Genomic DNA, 16,215 nt, shown 5'->3' with positions numbered 1-16,215 from the left:
GTAGTGAAAAGCGGGCGAAAAAGAAGAGCAGGGCCGCCGCTTACATCGCGATATAGCGGTCCTTGCGGTGATTGATGGCGAGCGTCAGGTTGAGCACGACGGCGCCAAGCACCGAACATGCGATGATGAAGGGGCTGGCGACGAAGAAGGAGAGCGCCAGCACGATGGCGTCGAAACCGAGCTGGACGAGGCCGGCCCGCCAGCCGAAGCGATCCTCGATATAGAGGGCGAGAATGCCGATACCGCCTAGACTGGCGCGGTGGCGGAAAAGCGCCAGCATGCCGGCGGCGATGACCAGGCCTCCGAATAGCGCACCGGCAACCGGGTGGACCTGCGTCACGCCGATGAAGTCAGGCACGAATTCGGACAGGAGCGAGGTCAGCCCGATCGCAAGGAAGGTCTTGATGGTGAAGGCTGGGCCTAAACGGCGGAAGGCAAGATAATAGAAGGGCAGGTTTACGGCAAAGAAGCAGAGCCCGAAACTGATCCCGGTCGCGTAATGCGCAAGGAAGGCAAGGCCCGCAGTGCCGCCGGCAAGCAGTCCGGCGCCGGACAGCAGCGAGACGCCGAGGACGGCCAGCATGCTGCCGGCGACGATACCCTGCGCGTCGTCCAACAGCGAGTGGCGTTCTGCGCTGGAGTTCAGAAGGCCTGCGAAGGCGTTGGATGCCATGAAATTCCCCTATCTGCTTTTGCCGTTTTCTAGCCGGCGCAGGGATAAACACAAGGGCCAGCGAGACGCCGGTTGACAATGCACTTAATCATGGATATTTTTTATCCACGAATTGAGGAGGCAGTGTCGGATGAAAATGAGCGATGGAGTCGAGCAGGCCATTCACAGCGTGGCCATGCTCTCCGGCCTTTCCGAAGGCGGCGTGCTTTCCGCCGCCGCGCTGGCGGAATTCCATGGCGTGTCGACAAGTTACCTTTTGAAACATCTGCAGGCACTCTCGGGCGCCGGCATTCTCGATACCGTGCCGGGGCCGAAGGGCGGCTATCGCCTGGCGAAGGCGCCGAAAGAGATTTCGCTGCTCGACATACTGCTTGCCGTGGAGGGACCGGCGCCAGCCTTCCGCTGCGCCGAAATCCGCCAGCGCGGACCAAACCCGGTCTCCGACCGCTTCTTTGCCAAGCCCTGCAACATCAGCGCGGCGATGCTGCGGGCCGAACGGGTCTACCGGGCCGAACTCGCCAAGACCAGCATTGCCGACATCGGCATCGAACTCGCCGCCCTCGACGACGGATCGATCGCAGCCCGAGGCTGCGCCTTCCTTCAAATCCATGAACGCAAGGCGGCTCGTTGAGCCACAACACAGGAGAAAGACATGCAACCCCGTTTCAACTTCGCCAAAGCCGCTCCCGATGCCTACAAGGCAGTCGCCGCGCTCGAGCAATATGTCCAGTCCTCCGGGCTGGAGCGCCGCTTCATTCACCTGATCAAGCTGCGCGCCTCGCAGATCAACGGCTGCGCCTATTGCGTCGACATGCATGTGAAGGAGGCCCGCCACGACGGGCTCAGCGAACAATGGATCAATCTGATGTGCGTCTGGCGGGAGTCGCCGATCTATGACGCGCGCGAAAGGGCTCTGCTCGGCTGGGTCGACGCCGTGACCAATATCGCCAAGACAGGCGCGCCGGATGCCGATTACGAGGCGCTGAATGCCCATTTCTCCGAGGAGGAGATGACAAAAATTACCGTGGCGATCGGCACGATCAATATCTGGAACCGGCTTGCCGTCGGCTTCCGCTCGCAGCACCCCATCGATCAGGTGACGAAAGCCGCGTAATCGCTATTGACGGGAACCGACCCGAAAATCTCGGGTCGGTCGAATATCAGGTCAATCGTGATCCGCAGCGGCCCGGGCGGCAATGGCGTCAGACCCATTGTCCGAGAGGTCGATGCTGTTGAATATGTCGCGGACGACCTTGGTAATTTCCTCTGCGGAAGCGCCCTTGGCGTATTCTTCCTGCATGCGGCGTCTTACGAATTTTTCCAAATCTGACATAGTTCACCTCATCAAATCCGGCGCAGGAGGAGTGTTGCGCCGGAGCCGATCACAGGCAAGTTACGTTTTGTTTAGAATGGCTTACCGATTTGTAAGGTTTGATCGTTGCTCGCAATGTCGATTGGAGCAAAGTCGTCTTTCCCCGTAAGACGAGGAGGGGACGCGCCAGACGCGGCGTCGCAGGCCCACGGAGAGAGCGGGTCACCTACAGCGCGATGTAGCGGTCGGCGCGGTGATTGATGGCAACGAAGAGGTTGAGGACGATGGCGCCGAGGACCGAATAGAAGACGACGGGCGGCGTGGTGACGAAAAAGGAGGCGGCGAGCACGCACATGTCGATGGCGAGCTGGACGAGGCCGGCGCGGACGCCGAAACGCTCCTGCAGATAAATGCCTAGAATGCCGACACCGCCGAGGCTGGCGCGGTGACGATAGAGCGCCAGCAGGCCGAAGCCGAGCAGCAGGCCGCCGAGAAGAGCCGCCCAGGCAGGATGGATGCTCGAAATCGAAAAGAAGCGCGATTGCACGTCTGATAGCACCGCGGTCAGGCCAATGGCGACGAAGGTCTTGAGGGTGAAGACCATGCCGAGGCGCTTCCAGGAGAGATAGAAGAACGGCAGGTTGAGCAGGAAAAAGGCGAGGCCGAAATTGACGCCGAAGGCATAATGCAGGAGGAAGGCGACGCCGGCGGTGCTGCCGGTGAGAAGGCCTGCACTGGCAAGCACATAGAGGCCGAGAGCGGCAATGAGGCTGCCGGAGAAGATACCCTGCACATCTTCGATCGGCGTATGGCGCGTCGCGCTGGTATTCCAGACGCCAAGGGCATTGATGAGCTGTGTCATATCGCCAGACTCCACGGCAGACGAGTTCGCGGACGCCCCCCAAAAAATCCTGAGGCGGTGAGGTTTTCCGATGTGAAAAGAGCCGGAGAGCGCGGCCTATATTGCCCCGCTCTTTACGGATATCAGAGCAATATCAGGCTTCTGGCCTTGCGATCAAGCAAAATAGGTAAGCAATATTGACCTATTTGAAAATAGCAAGAATTGTTCGCTCACGCAGTCTTGCGCGTAAGGAACAGAATGCCGGAAACCGGTTTTCCGCCATCTTTGCGAATGACCGTCTTTACGATCTTGAGGATTTCGAAGCCGTGGCAGGAAAGCAGCTGCGTCACATAGGCTTCCGAATGGGCATACCGCAGCGACGGGGCGAGATGGAAAGCCTCTCCATCGCCCGCATCCTCGACGGAAAAGGCGAAATCTGCACCGGCGGCGGCGAGTTCACCGACGATCGAAAACACGCTCTCGAGATTGCCGAGGTACATCAGCACGTCGGCTGCGGTCACGAGGTCGGCGCGCCGGTACGCCGCAGCGTCAAACAGGCCGGAGCGATCGGGCGCAAGCGACAGATCGGCCTGGGCGAGGTGATCATAGACCCGTTTCTCGGAAGCCTTGGCGAGCATGTTCTGCGACAGATCGAAGCCTTCAAGACGGCCGGCGAGAGCACGGATCTCGGGGCCAAGCAGGCCGGTGCCGCAACCGAGATCGACGGCACATTCGTAACGCCTGTCGGTGGAAGCGACGAGGGCTGCAAGCTTCTGCGGGACACTATAATCGAGTTTGTCGACGAGGGCGGTTTCGAAACGGTCGGCATAGTCGTCGAACAGGCGCTCGACATAGCGGCTCGGCGGCCGGTCGGGGATCGCAGCGTCGCCGAGAAGGGCAAGCTTGAGGGTGGCGCCGAATATATCCTCGGAATCGAGGGTGAGCGTCCGGCGATAGGCCTCGATCGCGGCTTCCCCCCTTCCCGCCTTTTCCAGATAGGTGGCGAGCCGATACCAGCCGGCGGCCCAGGCGGGCGCGAGTTCGAGCGCCTGTTCCATCAGTTCCGCCGCCGCCTCCGGCTCTCCGCCTTCTTCGAGCATCCGGGCATAATCTGCGCGGCGGTCGGCGATGACATCGCCTGAGGAAAGCTGGTGGGACTGCATGGCGGACCTATCGTTTCGCTGCATTTGGCGGCGGCCACAAAAAAACTCAAGTCCTATTTCACAGGCGAAGCGGCCAATCCCGGAAAGGGCTTGCGGGCGGCGCACCGCGACCTTATTCCAAGGGCAAACAGGAGATGGCGCATGTCCGATCAGGTGAACAGGTTCCTTGGCGATTCGCTCGGCCGCACATTGATTAAACTCGTCGTGGTGTCGCTGATTGTCGGTTTCGTGATGACCGTATTCGGCCTGACGCCATGGAACATCATCTATGGGTTCCGCGACTTCATCCTGGAACTCTGGTACCGCGGCTTCGCCGCACTCGGGCGGGTCGGCGACTATCTTCTCCTTGGGGCGACGATCGTCATCCCGCTCTTCGTCATCCTTCGCCTTTTCAGCTATCGCCGGTAACATGACACCCATCGATTTTTCCAGACGCAGCTTGCTGCGCTTCTCCGGACTTGCGCTCGCCGCCGGCATCGCCGGCTGCAGCACGACCCCGCGTCTTTCCGGCACGCCTTCGAACGGCGAGGACGAGACGACGAGCGTTCTGCCGCTCGTCAACCAGCTGAGGGCGAAGAACGGCCTGCCGCCGCTAGAGGCCGATCCGGCGGCGCAGACGGCCGCTCTCTTCCAGGCCAAACGCATGGCCAGCGCCGGCAAGATGGCGCATCTGATCGGCATCACCGACAGTTTCGGCGCACGCGTCAAGGCAAGCGGCGTCAGGCTGCCAGCGGCGGAAAATATCGCGTCCGGTCAGCAGAGCGTCGATGCCGTGGTGACTGCCTGGATCAATTCGCCGCATCACCTGGAAAACATGCTCGGCCGTTATGGCGGCCTCGGCGTCGCCGTCGCCCATAATACGTCTTCCAGGAACCTGCCCTATTGGGCCATGGTGCTTTCCAGCCGAGGCGATTCTGCCTCAATATGAGGCCGGTATGGATACGCGCAGCAAGCACAACGCACTCGCTTTCGATGTGACGCACCGGCTGGTGCTGTCGCTTGCCATTCCGATGACGCTCGGCTTCCTGACGACGCCCATGCTCGGGCTGACGAACACTGCCGTCGTCGGCCATATGGGCGATGCGGAAGCGCTGGCGGGGCTGGCGATCGGCGCCATGCTCTTCGATCTCATCCTCGGCAGTTTCAATTTCCTGCGCGCCTCGACGACGGGGCTGACCGCCCAGGCCTATGGGCGGCGAGACCCGCACGAGCAGCAGGCGGTTTTCTCGAGGGCGATGATCTCCGCGCTTGCCTGCGGGCTGGCGCTCCTCTGTTTGTCGCCGCTGCTGAAGGTGGCGGGGCTGAAGCTGATGGGGGCGGAAGGAGCAATCGCCGAGGCCACCGGCACCTATTTCTCGATCCGCATCCTTGCTGCACCGGCCGCACTCGCCAACTACGCCATTCTCGGCTTCGTGCTCGGGCGCGGACAGGGCACTGCCGGGCTGCTGCTGCAGGGGCTGATCAACGGCATCAACATCCTGCTCTCCATCTATCTCGGCCTGTCGCTCGGCTGGGGCGTGGCGGGTGTCGCCTGGGGAACGATGGCCGGCGAGACGGCGGGCGCGCTTGCCGGGCTGTTCATCGTGCTCACCGGCTTTGCCAAGGCGGAGCGGCCGGCATGGCCGGAAGTGTTTTCCCGGCACCGGCTGGCGGAGCTCTTCGCACTCAACCGCGATATCCTGATCCGGACCTTCGTGCTGATCGGCGCTTTTACCATCATGACGCGGATCGGCACCAGCTTCGGGGCGGTGACACTTGCCGCCAATGCCGTGTTGATGAATTTCTTCCTTCTATCAGGCTATTATCTCGACGGGCTTGCCAATGCCGCCGAGCAGATCACCGGCCGGGCGGTCGGCGCCCGCTACCGACCGGCCTTCGATCGCGGGCTAAAGTTGACGACCTTCTGGTCCTTCGGGCTGGCGGCAATCATTTCCGCTTTCTTCTTCCTCGCCGGACCCTGGCTTATCTCGGTGCTGACCACTTCGCCGGAGGTGCGGGAGGCGGCCGAAACCTATCTGCCCTGGGCGGCGGTAACGGGGCTGACGGGGGCGCTCGCCTTCCTCATGGACGGCGTCTTCATCGGCGCGACCTGGTCGGCCGACATGCGCAACCGGATGCTGATGTCCTTTGCCGGTTATCTCTTAATGCTCGCCATCTTCGTGCCGCTCTTCGGCAATCACGGCCTGTGGCTCGGCATGAACGCCTTCCTGCTCTTCCGCGGCTTCTTCCTCGCCATGCTGGTCAGACCGCGGGCCGATCAGATCTTCCGCACCGCCCAGTAGTCCATCCTGCTGTCGCGCAGCTCGCGGATCGAACCGGCTTTCTCGCGGTCCATCAGCGCCGACAGGCCGCGAACGATATCGCCGGGCAGGCCGGGGCCTTCATAGACCATGCAGGAATAGAGCTGCACGAGATCGGCGCCCGCCCGGATCTTCTCCAGCGCGGTTTCGGCCGAGGAGACGCCGCCGACGCCGATGATCGGCAAAGCCGGGCCGACACGCTTGCGCATCCTGGCGAGCACCGCCGTCGATTTTTCGAAAAGCGGCACGCCGGAGAGGCCGCCCGCCTCCTTGGCCTGGCGCTGATCCCTGAGGCCCTCGCGCGACAGCGTCGTGTTGGATACGATCAATCCATCCAACGCATGCGAAAGCGCTTCCGCGGCGATGTCGTCCATGCCTTCCTCGGTCAGGTCGGGGGCAATCTTCAAAAAAACGGGGATTTTCCGGCCGGATGTTTCGGCCATCTCGTCACGCGCCGCAAGCACGGCCGAAAGCAGCGCCGCGAGGCTTTCGCGCGCCTGCAGGTCGCGCAGGCCGGGCGTGTTCGGCGAGGAGATGTTGGCGGTGAAATAGCGCGCAACGGAATAGAAGCGGCGGATCCCGGCGACATAATCGGCAATGCGGTCGTCGCTGTCCTTGTTGGCGCCGATATTGACGCCGACGATGCCGCCGCTCTTCAGCGCGGCGAGGCGCCGATAAGCAGCGTCATGGCCTTCATTGTTGAAGCCGAGGCGGTTGATGACTCCTTCATCCTCGACCAGTCGGAAGATGCGCGGGCGCGGGTTGCCGGGTTGCGGCTTCGGCGTCACCGTGCCGATCTCGGTAAAGCCGAAGCCGAGCTTCAGCAGCGCCTCCGGCACCTCGGCATTCTTGTCGTAGCCCGCCGCCATTCCGAGCGGATTTTCGAAGGAGAGACCGGCGACGGTCTGGCGAAGGCGCGGATCGGGAGTCATCCGGCAGGCAGGCACGAGGCCTGATTTCAGCGCGGCGAGCGACATGCCGTGCGCGGTTTCCGGATCGAACAGGAAGAGACCTTTACGGGCGACGCGCTTGAAAGGATCGATCATGGCTGCAGCTCCGGGAAAATATGAACGCCCTTCTTATCGAGCGGCAGCGCCGCGTCCCAGAGCACGGCCGCAAGCGGCAGATCGGCGTAGAGATGAGGGAAGAGATCGCCGCCACGGGAGGGCTCGAACAGGAGCTTGTCACCGAAGCCGCTGCCGTCGACGGCGACCAGCACGAGGCCGGGCTGGCCGGCAAAATGAAGGGCGGCTGTCTGTTTCACCTGGTCCGCTGTCGAGAAATGAATGAATCCGTCCTTGAGATCGATGCCGGCGCCATGAAAAATGCCGCTTTGTCTGGCTTGCTGCCAGAGGGTCTCCGTCACGATCTTGTAAAGGGTCGGTGTCACGGTCATCATGGCCTCGCGATTGCTGATCCATTGGGTCATGAGCGCTTTGCCGGAAAGAGGCGGCGATGTCCACGCCCTGGCACTCAAAAAGCGGGACCAGCTCAGGCAAAATCCGGAGGATGAGACGATGAAGATTTTGGTTCTCGCACTTGGCGCTGTTCTCCTGCCACTCGCGGCCGCGGCGGCCGAGACTGATGTGGCCCGGTTCCAGTTGGAGAAAAGCGGCGACCATTTCGTCCGGCTCGATCGCCAGACCGGCGCCATGTCGATCTGCCAGGACAAGGACGGCGCCCTGGTCTGCCGGATGGCGGCCGACGAGCGGGCGGCCTATGAGGACGAGCTCGACCGGCTTTCAGAGCGGGTGACCAAGCTGGAACAAGGTGGCCTTATCCAGCGCGCGCTGCCGAGCGACGCCGAGATCGACCGCTCGATCAGCATCATGGAGCGGATGATGAAGAGTTTCATGGGGATGGTGAAGGAGTTCCAGGCTGACGAAAACGCCAATCCCCTTCCGCAGAAGACATGATCTGATATAGTCTATCAGAAAGCATGCATGCAACGCTGAGGGGATGGCGCGCATGCCGGCACGATCGGACTCTTGGGAGGGAGTTTTCGATGCAGGAACAGACCATCATCATTGCGGATGATCATCCGCTGTTTCGCGATGCGCTGCGCCAGGCGGTCATTGGCATGGAGGGCCGCCAGTCGATCGTCGAAGCCGGCGATTTCGCGGCCGTACGCACCGCCGCCAGCACCCATCCTGATGCCGACCTGATGCTGCTGGATCTAGCCATGCCCGGCGTCAGCGGCTTTTCCGGCCTGATGGCGCTGCGCGCCGAATTCGCCAGCCTGCCGATCATCATCGTCTCGGCGACCGACGATGCAACGACGATCCGCCGGGCACTTGAACTCGGCGCTTCCGGCTTCATTTCAAAATCCTCGGGCATCGAAGACATCCGTCGCAGCATCCAGACGGTGCTTGCCGGCGATATCGCGACGCCGGAAAGCTATCGCGACGGCCAGGAGCAGGATCCCGACGTTGCCGATCTGATCCATCGCCTGCACACGCTGACGCCGCAGCAGAGCCGTGTGCTGACCATGCTCGGCGAAGGCCTGTTGAACAAGCAGATCGCCTATGAACTCGGAGTCTCCGAGGCGACGATCAAGGCGCATGTCTCGGCGATCCTGCTGAAACTCAATGTCGACAGCCGCACACAGGCTGTCATCCAGCTCGGCAAGATCAACATGGCGATGGTGGCCTGAGGGTGGCTGAAACCCGCGATAGCAGGATTTTATTCCTTCTTACCTTTACGGGCGTGGTACGGTCGGTTATTATTTCGTCCGGCTGAAAGCGCGGCCTGAGACAGGCTGCACGGAACCGGGCGCATATGCTGTCACACAAGCAGATCTGGGAGGCGATCGACAGGCTTGCCGAACGGCACGAGCTGACGCCATCCGGTCTTGCGCGCCGCGCCGGCCTCGATCCCACCTCCTTCAACAAGTCGAAACGGCTTTCCGCCGATGGGCGGCTGCGCTGGCCGTCGACGGAATCGATCGCCAAGGTGCTCGATGCCACAGGGGCAAGCATGGAGCAGTTTCTCGCCTTCATGCAACCGAGCGCCAATTCTTCCGGAGAGCGGGCCGGCGAGCGCGCCGGGCGCCCGCCAGGCAGCTCCATTCCGCTGCTCGGCTTCGCGCAGGCTGGCGCCGGCGGCTTCTTCGACGATGGCGGCTTTCCGGCCGGTCAGGGCTGGGACGTGGTGGAGTTCCCGGCCAATCCGTCGCAGAGATCCGGCGTCTATGCGCTGGAGGTGCAGGGCGAGAGCATGATGCCGCTCTATCGCGACGGGGATGTGCTGATTGTGGAGCCTGGGGCGCACGTGCGCCGCAACGACCGCGTCGTCGTACGCACATGCGGGGGCGAGGTGATGGCCAAGGTGCTGCTGCGCCAGAGCCCTCGGTCGATCGAGCTGATGTCGCTCAACCCCGAACATCCCAATCGCACTCTTGATCTTTCCGACGTCGATTGGATCGCCCGCATCATCTGGGCCAGCCAGTAGGAAGATATTCCATGCGTCCTGCCGCCATCTTTACAGGTATCACGGGGATGGCGGTGGTAGTCGGCCTGCTGATGGCAGGCGAAGCGAGGCTTCGCGGCGGCACAGCAGGGGAAGAGACCGCACCCGCAGGGGAGACAGCGGCTGCGCCGGATGCTGCCCCCGAGCCCACCGAACGGGCGGCGACGATATCCGATGAACGCGCCGAAATGATCGCACGCTCAGTGGTACCGGCGGGCTCGCCCCCTCCGGAACCGCCTGATCGCGCGGCGCCCAAACCCGAGACCATCACGCAACAAGCCGCGCCGGTCGAGAAAAAGGCGATGGAGCTGCCGAGGCCGCTGGTCGAAAATGCCGGCAGCCTTTCCTTCGGCGAGCGCCGGCTCCATCTTGCCGGCATTGTCCCAACGCCGGCCGACAGGATATGCGGGCCGGCAGGCCGGCAATGGCCTTGCGGCATGATGGCGAAGACGGCGCTGCGCCAGCTCTTGCGCAACCGCAGTATCACCTGCGACCTCGACGCGGTCGAATGGAAGGGAACGGCGATCGCCACCTGCCGGCTCGGCACGCAAGATCTCGGTACGTGGCTTGCGGAAAACGGCTGGGCGGAAGCTGAGGCGGGTTCGCCGCTTGCACCAATCGCCGAGAAGACGAGGCAAGCGCAGAAAGGCATTTACGGCGGAGACCCGCGCCGCAAATGACAGGCCGCCCGCCGGTGCGAGATGCTGCCGATCCCTTGTAATGGCCGTCGCCAATTCCTAATCTCGGCTGATTGAAAAAGGAATCACCAATGAATAAGCCGCTTTCCGCCCATGACGCCCTGATCTACGTGATGGTGATGGCATCCGCCGTCGACAGCACGATGAACGACCGGGAGATGACGAGAATCGGCCAACTGATCGGTTTCCTGCCGGTTTTCAAGGATTTCGACGACGACAAGCTGATTTCGATAGCGCGCGACTGTGCCTCGCTGCTTGCCGGGCCTGAGGGCCTCGACGTCGTTCTCGAAACCGTACGCGACACGCTGCCGACAAAACTCTACGACACGGCCTATGCACTTGCCGTCGAAGTGGCCTCCGCCGATCTCTCGGTCAAGGCTGAGGAACTGCGGCTGCTCAGCCTGCTGCGTGACCGGCTCGGGCTCGACAAGCTCACCTGCGCGGCGATCGAACGCAGCGCGATTGCCCGCTTCCGCAAGGGATAAGCGGAGAGCCTTTCCTGGTCAGATTGAAGCATTCTGCCGGAGCAAGTTTTCGTCAGGGCAGAGATGCCCGGCCCACCGACCGCATCGCTTCGCCATGCGAAGCGATAAGTGCGTCCGGCGATTCCAAAGTCTTGCAGATTTGCCAGGCAAATCTGCGGGAGGGTTGGCTGAAACGGGCCAGGCTGATGAGCCAACAGAACGCTTCAATCTGACCAGGAAAGGCTCTAAGGCTCAGTAGAGGCCGTAGGGAAAATACCGCAGATAAATTTCCTGAAGACGGCCGTTGCGCGACAGTGCGGCAAGCGCATGGTCGATGGCGGAAGTGAGCACGGTGTCCTTCTGCCGCAGCATGATCGTCATTCCCTCGCCGAGGAAATGTTCGGAGAGGTAAGGGCCGTCGAACAGCGCGCAGCATCTGCCAGAGGCCGGCGAAGAGACCCAGAAAGAAAGCTGCAGCGCATCGGCGAATGCGGCATCGACCTTGCGCTCCTTCAACGCCGCAAGCAGGGCGTCCTTGGTGTCGAAGGTTTGTGCCTTCAAGGCCGGGAAAAAGGTGGCAAGCATCGCCTCATGTACCGTGCCTTTGACGACGCCGACCGAATGGTTCGACAGTGCGGCAGCGGTCTTTCCATCGAACGGAGCGCCAAGATTGCGCACGAAACGCGCCGGCAGCATCAGATATGGCCTGGAGAATAGAAATTGCCGACGCAACTCCGGGGTCACCGCAAGGCCGGCGATGACGGCATCGCCCTGCGAGGCGGCGAGCGCATCCTTGAGATCGGCGAAAGGCATCGCCTGGATCTGGCACTTGTCTGAAATCTCGAGCTCGCCGCAAATTTCGCGGGCGAGATCGACGTTGAAACCGGAAAGCTTGCCATTCTGATCGGTGAAATTAAATGGCGGGAAATCAACCGACGTCAGAAAGCGCAAGCGGACCAGCGAGGAGAGATCAGGCCTGGCGAGACGCTCGCGGGCATCGAAGAGCAGCGGCAGCGAGGGGGCAGCCTGCTGGGCGGATGCGGCAAAGCTTGAAAACAGCGCTACCAGAAACAGGCCGGCCGCCAGAAAGGCCCTGAGAGTCGGGGATGCCTGCTGGGTTTCAATCATGGTGATCCAGTCTCGGGGTTCAGCGTCGAAACGTTGCGGGGTCGATGAGATGTAACAGAGTCATGCTCGGCGGGGAATATGTATGGGATTGGGCGAACGCATGAGGCTCAGGAACTGATTGGCCGCGGCATCCTCCCACGCCTCGAAGGCAGGAGCCTCGAGGAACACGCTCCAGCATCGCCCCTTGCATTCCGCAACCACGCCGCACCCGTCTCGCCCTTCGAGGCCCCTCTCGAGCGGATGGCGCAAACCTCCTGCTCCCCTCAAAATTAAGGGCGGGCCAGCGCCTCCACGTTAGCGCGGAATTAAAGAATATCGCCTCTATTTGTCGCGACGACACGAGGCGCCCGCTGGCCGATGGCATGATGCACGCGTCACTCCACTTCCGGCGCCGCGACAGCCAGGCAGCGCTCTTTACGACTATAATCTCCAAACACCGGACGCGCGGCGAGCCGGGCAAAATCGGGTGACATTTCCCATGTTGAAGCATCTGAAGATCCGCACCAAAATCATCTCGGTCGTGGCGCTCATCGGGCTGATCACGATGGCGGGGCTGGTCTATATCATCTCCGAGTTCCGCCGGGCGGACGCCGCCTATAGCGTCTTTATCGATCATGAGGCACAGGCCTCGATGCTGAGCGCGCGCGCCAGCGCCTCTGTCGTAGCTTCGGTGCTGCAGGTCACGTTGGTTGCCGAAATGCAGCCCGACACGCCGACGTACCAGACAGCGCTTGCCACCCCGAGCAAGCTGCCGCAGGCTCGCGACCGGATGAGACAGGCCCTCGCACTCCTTCCGAGCCGCAAGGCGGCGATCGACGAAATTCAGGCGGGCATCGATGAAATCGAAGCCCTGGCCAATAAGATCATCGAGCAGAGCAAGGGCGAGGATCGGGCCGGCGCACTCGCCAATGTTGCGCTGATCAATGCCAGGCTCGATGCGCTGACGCCGAAGATGATCGCCAACAATGATGCGATGATGGCGATGCTCAACGACGGCGGCGACGCGCTTTCGGCGTCCGTCAGCGGCCGGATCACCTTCTGTTTCGTCCTGATCGGCATTGCCGTTCTCGCCGCGATCGGCTTCTCCGTTGCCGTGGCGCAAAAAGGCATCGCCGGCCCGATGACGAAGCTCAGCCTGCGCATGAAGCGGCTTGCCGAAGGCGACACCGATAGCGATATCAGCGGTCTCGATCGCCGCGACGAAGTCGGCCAGATGGCAAAGGCGGTTTCGATCTTCCGCGACAATGCGATCGAGCGTCGTCAAATCGAGGCGCGCGCCGATGCGGACCGCAGTGTCAGCGAGCGCGAGCGACGCGAACGCGAGGCGCAGAAAGCTCGCGAGGCGGCCGAGCTCGAACGCGCCGTCGCAGCCCTTGGCGACGGCCTGCGCCGCCTTGCCGCCGGCGATCTCGCCTCATCCATCGGCGAGCCCTTCGTCGCCCATCTCGATGCGTTGCGCCAGGATTTCAACCACTCGCTCGAGAAGCTCAACGAGACCATGCAGGCGGTCGGCGCCAATGCGCGGGCCATCGGCGCCGGCGCCAACGAGATCCGTTCTTCCGCAGATGAGCTTTCCCGGCGAACGGAACAGCAGTCGGCCTCCGTCGAAGAAACCGCAGCGGCGCTGGAAGAGATTACCACGACGGTGCGCGACGCGGCCAAGCGCGCCGCGGAGGCGAGCCAGCTCGTCACCCGCACACGCCTCGGCGCCGAAAAATCCGGCGAGATCGTCCGCAAGGCCGTATCCGCCATGCAGGAGATCGAAAGGTCCTCCGGCGAAATTTCCAATATCATCGGCGTCATCGACGATATTGCCTTCCAGACCAACCTGCTGGCCTTGAATGCCGGTGTGGAAGCCGCGCGCGCCGGCGAGGCCGGCAAAGGTTTTGCGGTCGTAGCCCAGGAAGTGCGCGAACTCGCCCAGCGCTCGGCCAATGCCGCCAAGGAGATCAAGTCGCTGATCACCAATTCCGGCTCGCATGTGCAAACCGGCGTCACGCTGGTCGGCGAGACCGGCAAGGCGCTCGATGCGATCGTCACCGAGGTGCAGGAGATCAACCAGCACGTCCACGCGATCGCCGAAGCCTCCCGGGAGCAGTCGATCGGGCTGCAGGAGATCAACACCGCCGTCAACACCATGGACCAGGGCACGCAGCAGAATGCGGCGATGGTCGAGCAATCCACCGCCGCCAGCCACAGCCTCGCCAGCGAAGCGGCAGCGCTCAACACGCTGCTCGGCCAATTCCGGCTGACCGGCACAGGCGGTTTTGCCGCCGCTGCACCGATCGCGTCCGTCCGGCCGCCGGCCGCGGCACCTCGCGCGGCAGCGCGCCCGGCAGTCAGGGCAGCCCCGATCCGCATCGCCAAGGAAGGAACGGTGCGCCCCGCCGCCTCCCCGGCCCGCGCGCTCGGTCAACAGCTCGTCAGCGCCTTCGGCCCCAACAGCAGCACGCCGATAAGCAAGGATGGCGACTGGACGGAATTCTGAGCCGGTTGAAAGTATCGCGCGACGTTCCAGGCGCCACTTCCCGAAGGAGTGATGGCCGAGGCGCCGTTTCATCTGGTGCGCCTGTTCCGATCGGGAGTAAGATCGCGGCGTTCGGCGCACCGGAAGGGATAGACATGAAACCGGCAATCATCGGCCTCATCGGCACTCTTGTTCTCGCGGGATGCAACACCGTCAGCTACAGTGGACCGGGTCTTGAACCGATCCCGGGCAGCATCACCTATAATGGCCAGCCGCGCAGCAAGCTCACCAAATCCCCGCCCGGCTCCAGCTTCCCGCATAATTTCATCGACCAGTATGGCCGGGAGGTGGAGGAAACCTACATCATCCAGCCCGACCGGAGCCTGATCATCGCGCATCGGCAATACAAACCGATACGGTTTTTCGGGGATTAGGTTTTAATCGCATCACTGGGAAATTGGAGCGGGTGAAGGGAATCGAACCCTCGTATTCAGCTTGGGAAGCTGCTGCTCTACCATTGAGCTACACCCGCGATGCGCTGAGATTTCCAACAGATGGGGGCCGCTGTCAAGTCGCGACCCTCCGGCAGGCGTCAGATGCGGAAGTGCTTCGAGAGCTTGAGGCCCTGGGCCTGGTAGTTGGAGCCGAGACCGGAGCCGTAGAGGCTGGTGGGTTTTTCCTGCATGTGCTCGTAGACGAGGCGGCCGACGATCTGGCCGTCTTCGAGGATGAAGGGCACTTCGTGGCTGCGCACTTCCAGGACGGCGCGGCTGCCGCGACCGCCGGCCGGCGCGTGGCCGAAGCCCGGATCGAAGAAGCCGGCATAATGGACGCGGAATTCGCCGACCAGCGGATCGAAGGGGGTCATCTCGGCGGCATAATCCGGCGGCACATGCACGGCCTCACGCGAGACGAGGATATAGAATTCGTCGGGATCGAGGATCAGTTCGTTGCGACCGCGGCTGTAAAGCGGCTCCCAGAAATCGAAGATGTCGTGCTGGTCCTTTTCGTCGACATCGACGACGGCGGTGTGGTGTTTGCCGCGATAGCCGATCAGGCCGTCCTTGTCGCCGGAGAGATCGATCGAAAGCGCGATGCCGCCGCCGGAGACGTTCGGCTGCTTGCTAGCGACGAGCGTCTCGCTTTCATGCAGCTTCAGAAGTTCCGGCTCCCCGAGCACGGACTGGCCGACGCGGAATCGGATCTGCGAGAGGCGCGAGCCGCGGCGCACGACGATCGGGAAGGTGCGCGGGCTGATTTCCAGATAGAGCGGCCCGGAATAACCTGACGGTATCTTGTCGAATTCCTGGGCGTAGTCGGTGATGACGCGGGTGAAGATGTCGAGCCTTCCGGTCGAGCTCTTCGGATTCGCCGAGGCCGACATGTCGGCCGGCAGCGCCAGGCTCTCCATCAATGGCACGATATAGACACAGCCGGTTTCGAGCACCGCGCCCTGGGAAAGGTCGATCACGTGCAGGCTCAGCCGGTCGAGCTTGTCCGACACCAGATGCGAGGGGCCGGGCATGAACGAGGCGCGCACTCGAAAGGCCTTTGCGCCCAAGCGAAGGTCGAGGCTTGCCGGCTGGATCTGATCGCGGTCCAGCTCCCGCTCGGAGATAAGACGCCCCGTTTCAAACAGCGCCGAAATCGCGCGGTCCGCCAGAATTCCAGTGTCGCGAGCCATCATGCCCCATCCATCTT

At 62.5% G+C, this 16,215-nt stretch carries 20 protein-coding genes and 1 tRNA gene; 12 read left to right on the top strand and 9 right to left on the bottom strand.

Translation table 11 applies throughout. From position 1 onward, the window contains the following. Positions 1–40: 40 nt before the first annotated feature. Entirely contained in the window at positions 41–673 is a 633-nt protein-coding gene (locus FFR93_RS27190; protein WP_138395432.1) for a YitT family protein, read from the bottom strand. 130 nt (positions 674–803) lie between these two features. Between FFR93_RS27190 and FFR93_RS27185 the strand changes: the two genes are divergently transcribed. Next, positions 804–1,304, top strand: a complete 501-nt coding sequence (locus FFR93_RS27185) for an Rrf2 family transcriptional regulator (protein WP_138395431.1) — start codon at positions 804–806, stop codon at positions 1,302–1,304. Between the two features lie 21 nt (positions 1,305–1,325). Then, complete coding sequence (locus tag FFR93_RS27180) at positions 1,326–1,787, top strand: carboxymuconolactone decarboxylase family protein (protein ID WP_138395430.1); 462 nt, start codon at positions 1,326–1,328, stop codon at positions 1,785–1,787. 51 nt (positions 1,788–1,838) lie between these two features. Here FFR93_RS27180 and FFR93_RS41050 read toward each other — a convergent pair whose 3' ends face one another. The 3 genes from FFR93_RS41050 to FFR93_RS27170 all read right to left on the bottom strand — a co-directional run bounded on the left by FFR93_RS41050 (position 1,839) and on the right by FFR93_RS27170 (position 3,989). Continuing rightward, on the bottom strand, positions 1,839–2,006 hold the full coding sequence (locus FFR93_RS41050) for a hypothetical protein (RefSeq protein ID WP_171049267.1): 168 nt from the start codon (positions 2,004–2,006) through the stop codon (positions 1,839–1,841). A 205-nt stretch (positions 2,007–2,211) separates the two neighbouring features. After that, the gene (locus FFR93_RS27175) at positions 2,212–2,847 is read right to left on the bottom strand and encodes a YitT family protein (protein WP_138395429.1); all 636 of its coding nucleotides are present in this window, start codon (positions 2,845–2,847) and stop codon (positions 2,212–2,214) included. Between the two features lie 209 nt (positions 2,848–3,056). After that, positions 3,057–3,989, bottom strand: a complete 933-nt coding sequence (locus FFR93_RS27170; protein ID WP_064711705.1) for a methyltransferase — start codon at positions 3,987–3,989, stop codon at positions 3,057–3,059. Between the two features lie 141 nt (positions 3,990–4,130). Here FFR93_RS27170 and FFR93_RS27165 point away from each other — a divergent pair, with 141 nt between their 5' ends. The 3 genes from FFR93_RS27165 to FFR93_RS27155 are packed head-to-tail and all read left to right on the top strand — an operon-like array spanning position 4,131 to position 6,271. Continuing rightward, positions 4,131–4,397 (top strand): DUF6460 domain-containing protein, encoded by a 267-nt coding sequence (locus tag FFR93_RS27165; protein WP_064709762.1) that lies wholly within the window; start codon positions 4,131–4,133, stop codon positions 4,395–4,397. Position 4,398: 1 nt separating this feature from the next. Next, entirely contained in the window at positions 4,399–4,917 is a 519-nt protein-coding gene (locus FFR93_RS27160; RefSeq protein ID WP_064709761.1) for a CAP domain-containing protein, read from the top strand. 7 nt (positions 4,918–4,924) lie between these two features. Beyond that, complete coding sequence (locus tag FFR93_RS27155; RefSeq protein ID WP_138395428.1) at positions 4,925–6,271, top strand: MATE family efflux transporter; 1,347 nt, start codon at positions 4,925–4,927, stop codon at positions 6,269–6,271. Here the strand turns inward: FFR93_RS27155 and FFR93_RS27150 are convergent. Next, the gene (locus FFR93_RS27150) at positions 6,247–7,335 is read right to left on the bottom strand and encodes a quinone-dependent dihydroorotate dehydrogenase (RefSeq protein WP_138395427.1); all 1,089 of its coding nucleotides are present in this window, start codon (positions 7,333–7,335) and stop codon (positions 6,247–6,249) included. The genes FFR93_RS27155 and FFR93_RS27150 overlap by 25 nt on opposite strands. Beyond that, positions 7,332–7,685, bottom strand: a complete 354-nt coding sequence (locus tag FFR93_RS27145) for a DUF952 domain-containing protein (RefSeq protein WP_138395566.1) — start codon at positions 7,683–7,685, stop codon at positions 7,332–7,334. The genes FFR93_RS27150 and FFR93_RS27145 overlap by 4 nt, the downstream gene beginning before the upstream one ends. Before the next feature lie 121 nt (positions 7,686–7,806). On the opposite strand from FFR93_RS27145, the gene FFR93_RS27140 reads away from it, so the two are divergent. The 5 genes from FFR93_RS27140 to FFR93_RS27120 all read left to right on the top strand — a co-directional run bounded on the left by FFR93_RS27140 (position 7,807) and on the right by FFR93_RS27120 (position 10,940). Then, positions 7,807–8,205 (top strand): hypothetical protein, encoded by a 399-nt coding sequence (locus FFR93_RS27140; RefSeq protein WP_064709929.1) that lies wholly within the window; start codon positions 7,807–7,809, stop codon positions 8,203–8,205. Positions 8,206–8,294: 89 nt separating this feature from the next. Then, positions 8,295–8,942 (top strand): response regulator transcription factor, encoded by a 648-nt coding sequence (locus FFR93_RS27135; RefSeq protein WP_064709758.1) that lies wholly within the window; start codon positions 8,295–8,297, stop codon positions 8,940–8,942. A gap of 125 nt (positions 8,943–9,067) precedes the next feature. Further along, positions 9,068–9,739, top strand: a complete 672-nt coding sequence (locus FFR93_RS27130) for a helix-turn-helix transcriptional regulator (RefSeq protein ID WP_064711708.1) — start codon at positions 9,068–9,070, stop codon at positions 9,737–9,739. Positions 9,740–9,750: 11 nt separating this feature from the next. Further along, positions 9,751–10,437, top strand: coding sequence for a thermonuclease family protein (locus FFR93_RS27125; RefSeq protein ID WP_138395426.1), 687 nt, complete (start codon positions 9,751–9,753; stop codon positions 10,435–10,437). Between the two features lie 89 nt (positions 10,438–10,526). Then, positions 10,527–10,940: a tellurite resistance TerB family protein gene (locus tag FFR93_RS27120; RefSeq protein ID WP_064709755.1), complete on the top strand. Its 414-nt coding sequence runs from the start codon at positions 10,527–10,529 to the stop codon at positions 10,938–10,940. Positions 10,941–11,171: 231 nt separating this feature from the next. On the opposite strand, the gene FFR93_RS27110 is transcribed toward FFR93_RS27120, so the two are convergent. Beyond that, the gene (locus tag FFR93_RS27110; protein ID WP_138395425.1) at positions 11,172–12,047 is read right to left on the bottom strand and encodes a transporter substrate-binding domain-containing protein; all 876 of its coding nucleotides are present in this window, start codon (positions 12,045–12,047) and stop codon (positions 11,172–11,174) included. Positions 12,048–12,525: 478 nt separating this feature from the next. Between FFR93_RS27110 and FFR93_RS27105 the strand changes: the two genes are divergently transcribed. Together FFR93_RS27105 and FFR93_RS27100 are read left to right on the top strand one after the other, a co-directional pair. Next, entirely contained in the window at positions 12,526–14,535 is a 2,010-nt protein-coding gene (locus FFR93_RS27105) for a HAMP domain-containing methyl-accepting chemotaxis protein (RefSeq protein WP_138395424.1), read from the top strand. A 134-nt stretch (positions 14,536–14,669) separates the two neighbouring features. After that, the gene (locus FFR93_RS27100; RefSeq protein WP_064711712.1) at positions 14,670–14,948 is read left to right on the top strand and encodes a hypothetical protein; all 279 of its coding nucleotides are present in this window, start codon (positions 14,670–14,672) and stop codon (positions 14,946–14,948) included. Between the two features lie 24 nt (positions 14,949–14,972). Here the strand turns inward: FFR93_RS27100 and FFR93_RS27095 are convergent. Then, a tRNA-Gly gene (locus FFR93_RS27095) sits at positions 14,973–15,046 on the bottom strand. A gap of 60 nt (positions 15,047–15,106) precedes the next feature. Then, the gene (locus FFR93_RS27090) at positions 15,107–16,201 is read right to left on the bottom strand and encodes a 2'-deoxycytidine 5'-triphosphate deaminase (protein ID WP_064709752.1); all 1,095 of its coding nucleotides are present in this window, start codon (positions 16,199–16,201) and stop codon (positions 15,107–15,109) included. Positions 16,202–16,215 lie beyond the last annotated feature (14 nt).

The organism is Rhizobium sp. MHM7A, from assembly GCF_005862215.1.
GTDB lineage: Bacteria > Pseudomonadota > Alphaproteobacteria > Rhizobiales > Rhizobiaceae > Rhizobium > Rhizobium bangladeshense.
The sequence above is the reverse complement of the archived record's forward strand: the minus strand, read 5'-3'. Positions and strand labels throughout refer to the sequence as shown.